This window comes from Citrobacter sp. Cb028, from assembly GCF_030336705.1.
In the GTDB taxonomy this organism is placed as follows: Bacteria; Pseudomonadota; Gammaproteobacteria; order Enterobacterales; family Enterobacteriaceae; genus Citrobacter; species Citrobacter braakii.
The window spans coordinates 24,042-36,738 of record NZ_JAOWCZ010000030.1 but is presented as its reverse complement, the minus strand read 5'-3'; the positions used below and the strand labels follow the sequence as shown (position 1 = coordinate 36,738).

Below are 12,697 nucleotides of genomic sequence, written 5' to 3'. Positions count from 1 at the left end.
GCATTGTAAAAGGTAGCACTATGAACGATAAAAACATCATTCAGATGCCCGACGGCTATCTGAATAAGACGCCTCTGTTCCAGTTTATTTTGTTATCCTGTTTATTCCCTTTATGGGGATGCGCAGCCGCATTAAATGATATTCTGATTACGCAATTCAAAAGCGTATTTTCACTCAGCAACTTTGCTTCGGCATTAGTTCAGAGTGCCTTTTATGGCGGTTATTTTTTAATTGCGATTCCGGCATCTTTGGTGATTAAAAAGACCAGTTATAAAATCGCCATCTTAATGGGACTGACCCTTTATATTGTTGGCTGTACGCTCTTTTTCCCGGCATCGCACATGGCCACCTACACCATGTTCCTCGCGGCAATTTTTGCGATTGCGATTGGCCTGAGCTTCCTGGAAACCGCAGCCAACACCTACAGCTCCATGATAGGCCCAAAAGCGTATGCCACCCTGCGCCTGAACATCAGCCAGACCTTTTACCCCATTGGTGCAGCCGCTGGTATTCTGCTGGGTAAATATCTGGTCTTCTCTGAAGGCGAGAGTCTGGAAAAACAGATGGCTGGGATGAACGCGGAGCAGATCCACAACTTTAAAGTGTTGATGCTGGAAAATACCCTTGAGCCTTACAAGTACATGATTATGGTGCTGGTTGTGGTGATGGTGTTGTTCCTGCTGACCCGCTTCCCGACCTGTAAAGTCGCGCAAACGGCGAGTCATAAACGTCCGTCAGCGATGGATACGCTGCGTTATCTGGCCAGCAATGCCCGTTTCCGCCGTGGGATTGTGGCGCAGTTCCTGTACGTGGGGATGCAGGTCGCGGTGTGGTCATTTACCATCCGTCTGGCGCTGGAATTGGGTGATATCAACGAGCGCGACGCCTCAACCTTCATGGTCTATAGCTTTGCCTGCTTCTTTATCGGCAAGTTTATCGCCAACATCTTGATGACACGCTTCAATCCGGAAAAAGTGCTGATCCTCTACTCCATCATTGGCGCACTGTTTCTGGTCTATGTTGCGCTGGCGCCAAGCTTCAGCGCCGTGTACGTTGCCGTACTGGTGAGCGTCCTGTTTGGACCCTGCTGGGCGACAATCTATGCCGGTACGCTAGATACCGTGGATAACGAACACACTGAAATGGCGGGAGCAGTCATTGTCATGGCGATTGTTGGTGCAGCGGTGGTTCCGGCAATTCAGGGCTATGTGGCCGATATGTTCCACTCGCTACAACTCTCGTTCCTGGTCTCCATGTTGTGCTTCGTGTACGTCGGTATCTACTTCTGGCGTGAAAGCAAAGTGCGCAATAACTTGGCTGAAGCGACTGTTTCCTGAGGAGAGCGATCATGACAACACGTATCATGCTGTGGCGGGAACTCTTTGCAGAGCATCCGCGAATCTTACTGAAGAATAGCGACTTCACGGTTACCGCATTTCGTTACGCCAGCGGTGTGGAAGGGCTGAAGATAGAAAACAGTCGTGGACATCTGGTTATTCTGCCCTGGATGGGGCAGATGATCTGGGATGCTCAGTTTGACGGGCATGAACTGACCATGCGCAACATGTTCAGTCAGCCAAAACCGGCTGCGGAAGTGGTAGCGACTTACGGCTGCTTTGCTTTCCACTCGGGTATATTGGCTAATGGCTGCCCTTCGCCGGAAGATTCTCACCCGTTGCATGGCGAAATGGCCTGTGCCGCGATGGATGAGGCCTGGCTGGAGCTGGAGGGAGAGAATTTGCGCGTGAGCGGACGCTACGAGTATGTGATGGGGTTCGGTCATCATTATCAGGCGCATCCTGCGGTGGTTATGCGCAAAGCGAGTGCGCTGTTTGATATTCAGATGGCGGTCACCAACCTCGCCTCAGTGGCAATGCCTTTACAGTATATGTGCCATATGAACTATGCCTACGTACCGGAAGCGACCTTCAGCCAGAATATCCCGGATGAAGCCATGAAGCTGCGTGAGTCGGTACCCGCGCATGTTAAGCCTACCGAGCAGTGGCTGGCGTTTAATCAGCGGATCATCCAGGGCGAGACCTCGCTGGGGCGCCTCAACGAGCCCGATTTTTACGATCCGGAAATCGTTTTCTTCGCTGACCAACTGGACCGATACACGGATAAGCCTGAATTTCGCATGATCGCACCTGATGGCACCACGTTCGTGACGCGTTTCTCCAGCGCGGAGCTGAATTATGTCACCCGTTGGATCCTCTATAACGGCGATCAACAGGTGGCAGCCTTCGCCCTACCTGCGACCTGTCGCCCTGAAGGCTTCCTGGCGGCGCAGCGAAAAGGCACGTTGATTCAGCTAGAACCGCAGCACACCCGCACATTTACCGTCACAACTGGCATCGCCTGATCGCTCAAGGCTTAAACAGCAGCGCGTCGGAACACAAAATCCTTCAAGCTGCATAAGGCGGCAAGTCTGCTCACCTCAGAAGCTTACTCAAGTCAGTGACTCGGGTGAGCAGACCAAGCCAACGCAGAGGCTGCTTGAAGGATAAAGTGTATATCGTTAAGGTAAGCACGTTTTTTATCCCCCAGGACAGAACCCATGATCACCGTTGCCCTTATCGACGACCACACTATCGTCCGCTCCGGCTTTGCCCAGTTGCTGGGGCTGGAACCTGATTTGCAGGTTGTGGCTGAGTTCGGCTCAGGCAGCGAGGCGCTGGCGGGATTACCGGGACGTGGCGTGCAGGTATGTATCTGTGATATCTCGATGCCTGATATCTCCGGTCTTGAACTGTTAAGCCAGTTGCCAAAAGGGATGGCGATTATCATGCTCTCCGTCCACGACAGCCCCGCGCTGGTGGAGCAGGCGCTCAACGCGGGCGCGCGTGGTTTCCTTTCTAAACGCTGTAGTCCTGATGAGCTGATCGCGGCGGTGCATACCGTGGCGACCGGCGGCTGCTATTTGACGCCGGATATCGCCGTCAAACTGGCGGCTGGTCGTCAGGATCCGCTGACCAAACGCGAACGTCAGGTGGCGGAGAAACTGGCGCAAGGCATGGCGGTAAAAGAGATTGCCGCCGAACTGGGCCTGTCGCCGAAAACGGTGCACGTGCATCGCGCTAACCTGATGGAAAAACTGGGCGTTAGCAACGATGTCGAACTGGCCCGCCGGATGTTTGACGGCTGGCAATGAACACGCTCTGTTCCCGGTTAATCACCGTTGTTGCCTGCTTCTTTATCTTCTCTGCCGCGTGGTTCTGCTTGTGGAGTATCAGCCTGCACCTGGTTGAGCGCCCGGAGCTGGCGGTACTGCTGTTTCCGTTTGGCCTGCGTCTGGGGCTGATGCTGCAATGTCCACGCGGCTACTGGCCGGTGCTGCTGGGTGCGGAATGGCTGCTTCTTTTCTGGCTGGCGCAGGAAGTGGCGCTGGCTCACTTGCTACTTTTGATGATCGGGAGCTTCCTCACGTTACTCCCGGTGATGCTGATTTCGCGCTACCGCCATCAGCGCGACTGGCGCACGCTGCTGTTGCAGGGCGCGGCGCTGACGGCGGCGGCGTTGCTGCAATCGCTGCCCTGGCTTGGGCAAGGCGAAGAGGCGTGGAATGCCCTACTGCTGACGCTCACCGGTGGATTAACGCTGGCTCCGATCTGTCTGGTTTTCTGGCACTATCTTACCAGCACCACCTGGTTGCCGCTGGGTCCGGCGGTGGTGTCTCAGCCGGTGAACTGGCGCGGGCGGCATCTGGTCTGGTATCTGCTGCTGTTTAGCGTCAGCCTGTGGTTGCAGCTTGGCCTGCCCGATGAACTGTCGCGCTTCACGCCGTTTTGCCTCGCGCTGCCGATCATTGCGCTCGCCTGGCACTACGGCTGGCAGGGGGCACTGATTGCCACGTTAATGAACGCCATTGCGCTGATTGCCAGCCAGACCTGGCACGATCATCCCGTCGACCTGTTGCTCTCCCTGCTGGTGCAAAGCCTGACCGGGCTGCTGCTCGGCGCGGGGATCCAGCGTCTGCGCGAGCTTAACCAGTCGCTGCAAAACGAATTAGCGCGCAACCATCGTCTGGCTGAACGCCTGCTGGAGACCGAAGAGAGCGTCCGCCGGGATGTGGCGCGCGAACTGCACGATGATATCGGTCAGACCATCACCGCCATTCGCACCCAGGCGGGCATTGTCCAGCGGCTGGCACCGGAAAACGCAGGGGTGAAGCGCAGCGGGGCGCATATCGAACAACTTTCTCTTGGCGTGTACGATTCGGTGCGTCGTCTGTTGGGTCGTCTGCGTCCGCGCCAGTTGGATGATCTCACGCTGGAACAAGCGATCCGCTCATTGATGCGTGAAATGGAGCTGGAAAGCCGTGGCATTGTCAGCCACCTTGACTGGCGAATTGACGAATCTGCACTCAGCGAAAGTCAGCGGGTGACGCTGTTTCGCGTCTGTCAGGAAGGGCTGAACAACATCGTTAAGCACGCCAACGCCAGCGCGGTGACGCTTCAGGGCTGGCAGCAGGATGAACGGCTGATGCTGGTGATTGAGGACGACGGCAGCGGCCTGCCGCCGGGGTCGAATCAGCAGGGATTTGGCCTCACCGGGATGCGTGAACGTATTACCGCCCTCGGGGGATCGCTCTCGATTTCCTGTACGCACGGCACGCGGGTCAGCGTGTCGTTACCCCAGCGTTATGTGTAAGGAGCGGTCATGTTTTCGTTTTTAAAAGCCCCAGTCAGCGCGCCGCTCATCACCGATAAGCGTGAAGTGGATGCCCTCTACCGCTACTGGCGGCGGCATATTCTGACCACTATCTGGCTCGGCTACGCGCTGTTCTATTTCACACGCAAGAGCTTCAACGCCGCCGTACCGGATATCCTCACCAGCGGCGTGCTGACCCGCAGCGACATTGGTCTGCTGGCGACGCTGTTTTACATCACCTACGGCCTGTCGAAGTTTGTTTCCGGTATCGTCAGTGACCGTTCCAACGCCCGCTATTTTATGGGGTTTGGGCTTATCGCCACCGGCGTGGTGAACATTCTGTTTGGCTTCTCCACCTCGCTCTGGGCTTTTGCGGTGCTCTGGGCGCTGAACGCCTTTTTCCAGGGCTGGGGGTCGCCGGTCTGCGCGCGTTTATTGACTGCGTGGTATTCGCGTACCGAACGCGGCGGCTGGTGGGCGCTGTGGAATACTGCGCACAATGTTGGCGGGGCGCTGATCCCTATCGTGATGGCGGCGACGGCGCTGCACTACGGCTGGCGTGCCGGGATGATGATCGCCGGGCTGCTGGCGATTGTGGTGGGGGTTTTTCTCTGCTGGCGGCTGCGCGACAGGCCGCAGGCGATTGGTCTGCCGCCGATTGGCGACTGGCGCCATGATGAGCTGGAAATCGCCCAGCAGCAGGAAGGCGCAGGGCTGAGCCGTAAAGAGATCCTCACCCGCTATGTATTGCTGAATCCCTATATCTGGTTGCTGTCGCTGTGTTACGTGCTGGTGTACGTCGTCCGCGCCGCCATCAACGACTGGGGCAATCTGTATATGTCGGAGACGCTCGGCGTGGATCTGGTGACCGCCAATACCGCCGTGACCATGTTCGAATTGGGCGGATTTATCGGCGCGCTGGTCGCAGGCTGGGGCTCGGACAAACTGTTTAACGGCAACCGCGGTCCAATGAACCTGATTTTCGCTGCCGGAATTTTGCTCTCCGTGGGCTCGTTGTGGCTGATGCCGTTCGCCAGTTACGTGATGCAGGCGGCGTGCTTCTTCACCACCGGATTCTTCGTCTTCGGCCCGCAAATGCTGATCGGCATGGCGGCGGCGGAGTGCTCGCACAAAGAGGCAGCGGGCGCGGCAACCGGATTTGTCGGGCTGTTTGCCTATCTGGGGGCATCGCTTTCCGGCTGGCCGCTGGCGAAGGTGATGGAGGTCTGGCACTGGACCGGATTCTTTGTGGTGATCGCCATTGCGGCGGGGATATCCGCGCTGCTGCTGCTGCCGTTTTTGAACGCCCAGGCTCCACGCGAACTCAACGAAGCGTGATGCACCTCACCTTTTTGCCCCGAGTAGGGTAAAACTAAGAAATTTTCCCGGTTTCACCTGGACGCTGTCTCAGGCGCGTCCCCCGGCTGATTTTTACAATGCCTGCCATTCGCAGGTATAAAAATTAGCTCGGGAGTGTCAAATGCTGGCCTTTCTAAACCAGGTACGCAAGCCGACCCTGGATCTGCCGCTCGATGTGCGGCGCAAAATGTGGTTCAAACCGTTCATGCAGTCCTATCTGGTAGTCTTTATTGGCTACCTGACCATGTATTTGATCCGCAAAAACTTCAACATCGCGCAGAACGACATGATCTCCACCTACGGGCTGAGCATGACGCAGCTGGGGATGATTGGCCTGGGCTTCTCCATCACCTACGGCGTGGGTAAAACGCTGGTTTCCTACTATGCCGACGGCAAAAATACCAAGCAGTTCCTGCCATTTATGCTGATCCTCTCCGCCATCTGTATGCTCGGCTTCAGCGCCAGCATGGGTGCGGGTTCAACCAGCCTGTTCCTGATGATCGCCTTCTACGCGCTGAGCGGTTTTTTCCAGAGTACCGGCGGCTCGTGTAGCTATTCCACCATCACCAAATGGACGCCGCGTCGCAAGCGGGGTTCTTACCTCGGTATGTGGAATATCTCCCATAACCTCGGTGGTGCGGGTGCGGCTGGCGTGGCGCTGTTTGGTGCCAACTATCTGTTCGACGGTCACGTCATTGGTATGTTTATCTTCCCGTCGATTATCGCCCTGATTGTCGGTTTTATCGGCCTGCGCTACGGCAGCGACTCCCCGGAGTCTTATGGCCTCGGTAAAGCTGAAGAGCTGTTCGGCGAGGAGATAAGCGAAGAGGACAAAGAGACTGAAGAAAATGAGATGACCAAATGGCAGATCTTTGTTGAGTACGTGCTGAAAAACAAAGTGATCTGGCTGCTGTGCTTCTCCAACATTTTCCTGTACGTGGTGCGCATCGGTATCGACCAGTGGTCCACTGTCTACGCTTTCCAGGAGCTGAAGCTCTCCAAAGAAGTGGCGATTCAGGGTTTTACCCTGTTTGAAGTGGGCGCGTTGGTCGGCACGCTATTGTGGGGTTGGCTCTCTGACCTGGCTAACGGTCGTCGTGCGCTGGTAGCTTGCGTGGCGCTGGCGTTGATTATCGCTACCCTGGGCGTTTATCAGCACGCCAGCAACCAGTATGTCTATCTGGCTTCGCTGTTTGCGCTGGGCTTCCTGGTGTTCGGTCCTCAGCTGTTAATCGGCGTTGCTGCCGTCGGATTCGTACCGAAAAAAGCGATCGGCGCAGCCGATGGGATTAAAGGCACCTTCGCATATCTGATTGGTGACAGCTTCGCCAAGCTGGGTCTGGGGATGATTGCCGACGGCACGCCGATTTTCGGTCTGACCGGCTGGGCGGGCACGTTCGCCGCGCTGGATACCGCCGCCATCGGTTGTATCTGCCTGATGGCCATCGTGGCCGTGTTTGAAGAACGTAAAATTCGCCGCGAGAAAAAAATTCAACAATTGAAAGTCGCTTAAGTTAAGTGTGCATTGGTAACTTTTGCCCGCCTGGATGGCGGGCTTTTTTATGTCGCGGAACCATCCTGAATCGTGTTGATACGTTCAGTCGTCGACAGAGAGGAATTTGCCGTTATGATGGGCATCCTGTCTGGTAATGGATGTGCGCATGATTTGGATAATGCTGGCCACATTGGTCGTTGTTTTTGTAGTGGGTTTTCGGGTGTTGACGTCCGGATCTCGACGGGCAATTCGCCGTCTGAGCGAGCGACTGAATATTGATGTTGTGCCGGTAGAGTCGATGATCGATCAGATGGGAAAAGTACAGGGTGAGGCTTTTTTACAGTACCTCCACCGCCCAGATGAATCGCATCTGCAAAATGCTGCCCAGGTGTTGTTGATCTGGCAAATCGTTATTGTCGACGGCAGTGAGTCGAATCTGCTGCAATGGCACCGTTGGCTGCAAAAAGCCCGATTGGCCACGCCGATTACTGACGCACAGGTGCGTCTGGCGCTTGGTTTTCTGCGCGAGATAGAGCCGGATATGCAGGAGTTTAATGCGTTTCAGATGCGCTATAACGCCTTTTTCCAGCCCGAAGATGGCGTGCACTGGCTGCACTGACAGTCATGCCTGTTGGCGAATTAATTGTGCAAATATAAATTGATTTAATAGCTAATGGGCTATAATTTACCTATAGCTTATTAGCTATGAGGGATCGTTGATGTGGGAAGTGGAAACAACGGATGTTTTCGATAAATGGTTTGACGTACAGACCGAGGCGCTCAAGGAAGATATGCTCGCAGCGATGATGATTTTATCCGAGTATGGTCCTCAGTTAGGCAGGCCGTTTGCTGATACGGTAAATGCTTCTGCTTTTTCAAATATGAAAGAGTTGCGAGTGCAGCATCAGGGCAACCCGATTCGGGCGTTCTTCGTGTTTGATCCTTCTCGCCATGGCATCGTGTTATGCGCTGGCGACAAAACAGGGTTAAACGAGAAGAAATTCTATAAAGAGATGATCAGGCTTGCTGACGCTGAGTACCGAAATCACCTTAATAAGTAAGGAAAATTATGGCGACGCTTAAAGAATTGATGGCGAAACAAAGCCCGGAAAGCCAGGAGCGCATTGCTGAAAAAGTAGAAGTGCTACGTCAGGTGATTGCGTTAAATATGTTACGGGAAGAACTGAATCTCTCTCAGGCGGAACTTGCCTCGGCAATGGGCGTTAAGCAGCCAACAATCGCAAAAATGGAACAGGCGGATAACGATCCTCGTCTGTCGACGCTTAAGCGTTATGTCACGGCGTTAGGTGGCGAACTGAGCATTGATGTTAAGTTACCGACAGGTAAAAGAGTCGCGTTTCATCTTTAAAAATCCGTGTGGCCTGGATTTTGTGTTAGATGAAAGTAGTTGCCAAAACGTTAAATACGTCACAAATTTAATGTTACACTGCGTAACTTTTCTGCAATAACCCCACGCAGGTAACAAAATGAGTGAAGCTGTTGAACAAAAATCCCGCGCTGAGGCAAATGCCCGACCGAACTGGTCGGCGGTATTCGCCGTGGCGTTCTGCGTTGCCTGCCTGATAACCGTTGAGTTTCTGCCCGTTAGCCTGTTAACGCCGATGGCGCAGGATCTGGGGATTTCTGAAGGTGTTGCCGGACAATCGGTGACTGTGACGGCATTTGTTGCCATGTTCGCCAGCCTGTTTGTGACGCAAATTATCCAGGCGACCGATCGTCGCTACGTGGTGATCGTGTTTTCGGTGCTGCTGACGCTCTCCTGCCTGCTGGTTTCCTTTGCCAACTCTTTTTCACTGCTGCTCATTGGCCGCGCCTGTCTCGGTCTGGCGCTTGGCGGATTCTGGGCGATGTCGGCGTCGCTGACCATGCGTCTGGTTCCCGCCCGTACGGTACCGAAAGCGCTGTCGGTGATTTTTGGCGCGGTCTCTGTCGCGCTGGTGATTGCCGCGCCGCTGGGGAGTTTTTTGGGCGGTATTATCGGCTGGCGCAACGTGTTTAATGCGGCGGCGGTAATGGGCGTGCTGTGCACGATTTGGGTGGTGAGAGCGCTGCCGTCGTTGCCAGGTGAACCTTCGCATCAGAAACAAAATATGTTCAGCCTGCTGCAGCGCCCGGGGGTGATGGCCGGGATGATTGCCATCTTTATGTCCTTTGCCGGACAGTTCGCCTTCTTTACCTATATTCGCCCGATCTATATGAATCTGGCAGGCTTTGAAGTTGATGGCCTGACGTTGGTGCTGCTGAGTTTTGGTATCGCCAGCTTTGTCGGGACGTCGCTCTCCTCGGTGGTTCTGAAGCGCTCGGTCAAACTGGCCTTAGCCGGTGCGCCGCTGGTGCTGGCGCTTAGCGCGCTGGTCCTGATCCTGTGGGGTAGCGACAAAGTTGTGGCGGCAGGTATTGCGATTATCTGGGGCCTGGCGTTTGCGTTGGTTCCGGTCGGCTGGTCGACGTGGATCACCCGATCGCTTGCCGATCAGGCAGAAAAAGCCGGATCCGTCCAGGTCGCCGTGATCCAACTTGCCAATACCTGCGGGGCAGCGGTGGGAGGCTATGCGCTCGATAACCTCGGACTGCTTTCACCCCTGATGCTTTCCGGCAGCCTGATGCTGCTGACGGCGCTTCTGGTCACGATGAAGGTCAGAATACAGTGAGATTGTTGCCTGATGGCGCGCAGCTTTCAGGCAACACCGTTATCTGACGACTGAATCAATCAAAACCCTTGTTTTCGGCGGTATGGGCAAACCATTCGCCGCTTTTCTTCACCGTACGTTTTTGCGTATCTAAATCTAACTGGACAAAACCGTAGCGGTTTTTATATCCATTGAGCCAGGACCAGTTATCAATAAAGGTCCACATATGGTAGCCAAGACAATTACACCCTTCGCTAATGCCTTTATGTAGCCATTTAAGATGCGCGGAAACAAATTCAATGCGGTAGCTGTCGTTGATTTGGTCCTGCTGAATAAAACGTTGCTCATTTTCGACTCCCATGCCGTTTTCAGAAATAAAACAGCGCGGGTTGCCGTAGTTATCACGCAGATTAGTAATAATATCGTAAATACCTGGCTCGTAAATTTCCCAGCCACGGTAAGGGTTCATTTTACGCCCCGGCATTTCGTAATAATCAAACAGCCACTCCGGCATAAACGGCGCGTCAGGATTGACGGCAGTATCACGACATTTCACGCGGCGCGGCTGATAATAATTAATACCGAGCAGGTCGATTTTGCCATCGGCGATGAGCTGACTGTCGCCTGGCTGACATGCTGGGAGTTGATCGTACTCTTTTAGCAGCTCTATCAGATCCGCCGGATATTCACCTTTTAGCACCGGGTCAAGGAAGCTGCGGTTAAACAGCAGATCCGCATGGTGCGCAGCTTTTACATCCGCTGGGTGTTGTGAGCGCGGATAAGAGGGCGTTAAATTCAGGATCACACCGATTTCACCGTCATAACTTCCGGCGTGGTACGCGCGTACCGCCGTGGAATGCGCCAGTACGGTGTGATACGCCACGGTGGCCGCGCGTTTGAAATCCACCACGTTAGGGTAATGGAAGTCATACAGATAGCCGCCTTCTACCGGGACAATCGGTTCGTTAAAGGTGAACCAGTGCTTCACCCGATTGCCGAACAAGGTAAAACAGGTTTGTGCGTAGCGACCAAACGCCTCAACCACATCTCGGTTTTCCCAGCCACCTTTCTCCTGCATCACCATCGGCATATCAAAGTGAAACAGGGTGATAAATGGCGTAATGCCTTGCGCCAGCAGCTCATCGATGACATTGTTATAGAAATCAACTGCCTGCGGGTTGACGTCGCCAGTACCGTCTGGGATCAGTCGTGACCAACTGATTGAAGTGCGGAAGCTGTTGTGCTTCAGCTGTTTGAGCAGTGCGATGTCCTGTTTCCAGTGCTGATAAAAGGTCGAGGTGTTCGCCGGGCCAACCCCCTGATGGAAACGCCCAGGCTGGCGGTCGAACCACACGTCCCATGTCGTCTGGCTTTTGCCGCCGTTCAGACTATCCCCTTCGGTTTGCAGCGCCGAGCAGGCACTGCCCCACCAAAAGTTTTCGGGAAAACGGTATCGCATTATCTTGCTCCTTGATGTGTTTCATTTCCCTACACAATAGGCGATTTTGCAAAACAGAAACCGGTTACAGCACTCGTTTTTCAATGCGATAGTTACAAATCCGGGCATTCAACTTTGCCCAGCGCTTCCCAGTAGTTGTTCTGATTGTTTCTTTGTATTGCCAGAATGGCTTCGCGGATGTGTTGCTGATTACGGGTATCAGCCATAATCGTTTTTTCCCACACCTCATCCGATGGCGACCCCTGCGGGGTACAAATCTTGCGTAAATCCTTCAATACGGTGTTTTTTTCATGAACGGACTGTAGAGAGCCATAAGCCGAATCGGCCTGCGCCAAACCCGGCAGCATGAAAAGAATGGCAATAAGCGGTAAAACGGCTTTTTTCATGATAATAATCCTTGTTGTCGATGCGCATCATCTCAAGAGTAAGTGTAGACGGCATGCGCCTCACTCATCAGCCTGTGTTAATTTCTAAAAAGAAAATCAGCCAGAAGTTTTAGTTTTTCAGGAGGATAGGATGCAAATACAGATTACAGATACCATTACTGAAGACGATCAAAATGCTCTGCTTGTTGGATTGCGCGCCTACAATCGCCAGTTCCTGAGGACCACCAATTTTGGCGACCTGGCGGTGTACTGGCGTGATGAGCACAATGAAATACTGGGCGGGCTGATCGGTAAAATCAAAGGCGAATGGCTGTGCATTGATTTTCTGTGGATGCATGACTCGCTGCGTAAAGGCGGTTACGGCACAAAGTTGATGCAGGCCGCTGAACAGACGGCGCGTGAGAGAGGATGCCTGCATGCGCTGGTGGACACGATGAGTTTCCAGGCGCTGCCGTTTTATCAGAAAAACGGCTATCAGTTGCAAATGACCCTCGATAACTTTCCAGAAACCGGTTCCGCGCGCCATTATTTGTCGAAAACGTTTTGATGACCGGAAGGACTGCAAAAGGGATGACCTAACGGCACCTTCCGACTCATTTTCCTTTTCGCATTATGCTTTTTTCTTCTTGCTGATGCTTTTTCGTTTTTTAAACCGCAGCGGCCTTCCCGCTATAGTCATTTCATTACTCATCAGGCG

The 12,697-nt window shown here is 54.0% G+C and carries 13 protein-coding genes; 11 read left to right on the top strand and 2 right to left on the bottom strand.

Going from position 1 to position 12,697, the window contains the following annotated elements:
• Positions 1-20: 20 nt before the first annotated feature.
• The 10 genes from fucP to nepI all read left to right on the top strand — a co-directional run bounded on the left by fucP (position 21) and on the right by nepI (position 10,176).
• The gene (gene fucP, locus OGV75_RS07175; protein ID WP_003023919.1) at positions 21-1,337 is read left to right on the top strand and encodes an L-fucose:H+ symporter permease; all 1,317 of its coding nucleotides are present in this window, start codon (positions 21-23) and stop codon (positions 1,335-1,337) included.
• 11 nt (positions 1,338-1,348) lie between these two features.
• A complete protein-coding gene (locus OGV75_RS07170; protein WP_094168874.1) occupies positions 1,349-2,362 on the top strand; it encodes an aldose 1-epimerase family protein in 1,014 nt (337 codons plus the stop codon).
• 195 nt (positions 2,363-2,557) lie between these two features.
• Entirely contained in the window at positions 2,558-3,151 is a 594-nt protein-coding gene (gene uhpA, locus OGV75_RS07165) for a response regulator transcription factor UhpA (RefSeq protein WP_016155044.1), read from the top strand.
• Positions 3,148-4,650, top strand: a complete 1,503-nt coding sequence (uhpB, locus tag OGV75_RS07160) for a signal transduction histidine-protein kinase/phosphatase UhpB (RefSeq protein ID WP_075848948.1) — start codon at positions 3,148-3,150, stop codon at positions 4,648-4,650. Before uhpA ends, uhpB begins: the two co-directional genes overlap by 4 nt.
• A 9-nt stretch (positions 4,651-4,659) precedes the next feature.
• Positions 4,660-5,988: an MFS transporter gene (locus tag OGV75_RS07155; protein ID WP_049042685.1), complete on the top strand. Its 1,329-nt coding sequence runs from the start codon at positions 4,660-4,662 to the stop codon at positions 5,986-5,988.
• A gap of 142 nt (positions 5,989-6,130) precedes the next feature.
• Positions 6,131-7,522, top strand: coding sequence for a hexose-6-phosphate:phosphate antiporter UhpT (gene uhpT / locus OGV75_RS07150; protein WP_003023929.1), 1,392 nt, complete (start codon positions 6,131-6,133; stop codon positions 7,520-7,522).
• Between the two features lie 148 nt (positions 7,523-7,670).
• Positions 7,671-8,123, top strand: a complete 453-nt coding sequence (locus OGV75_RS07145) for a DUF1198 family protein (protein WP_016157801.1) — start codon at positions 7,671-7,673, stop codon at positions 8,121-8,123.
• 100 nt (positions 8,124-8,223) lie between these two features.
• Complete coding sequence (locus OGV75_RS07140) at positions 8,224-8,565, top strand: type II toxin-antitoxin system RelE/ParE family toxin (RefSeq protein ID WP_016157800.1); 342 nt, start codon at positions 8,224-8,226, stop codon at positions 8,563-8,565.
• Positions 8,566-8,573: 8 nt separating this feature from the next.
• On the top strand, positions 8,574-8,873 hold the full coding sequence (locus OGV75_RS07135; RefSeq protein WP_016157799.1) for a helix-turn-helix domain-containing protein: 300 nt from the start codon (positions 8,574-8,576) through the stop codon (positions 8,871-8,873).
• Between the two features lie 118 nt (positions 8,874-8,991).
• A complete protein-coding gene (nepI, locus tag OGV75_RS07130) occupies positions 8,992-10,176 on the top strand; it encodes a purine ribonucleoside efflux pump NepI (RefSeq protein WP_016155040.1) in 1,185 nt (394 codons plus the stop codon).
• Positions 10,177-10,231: 55 nt separating this feature from the next.
• Here the strand turns inward: nepI and gmuD are convergent, their stop codons facing one another.
• Complete coding sequence (gene gmuD / locus OGV75_RS07125; RefSeq protein ID WP_047358473.1) at positions 10,232-11,614, bottom strand: 6-phospho-beta-glucosidase GmuD; 1,383 nt, start codon at positions 11,612-11,614, stop codon at positions 10,232-10,234.
• A gap of 92 nt (positions 11,615-11,706) precedes the next feature.
• On the bottom strand, positions 11,707-12,000 hold the full coding sequence (locus OGV75_RS07120; RefSeq protein ID WP_286480491.1) for a YicS family protein: 294 nt from the start codon (positions 11,998-12,000) through the stop codon (positions 11,707-11,709).
• A 130-nt stretch (positions 12,001-12,130) separates the two neighbouring features.
• Here OGV75_RS07120 and OGV75_RS07115 point away from each other — a divergent pair, with 130 nt between their 5' ends.
• Positions 12,131-12,547 carry a GNAT family N-acetyltransferase gene (locus tag OGV75_RS07115; protein WP_016155037.1) on the top strand — a complete coding sequence of 139 codons (417 nt, stop codon included), beginning with the start codon at positions 12,131-12,133 and terminating at the stop codon, positions 12,545-12,547.
• Positions 12,548-12,697: the final 150 nt, after the last annotated feature.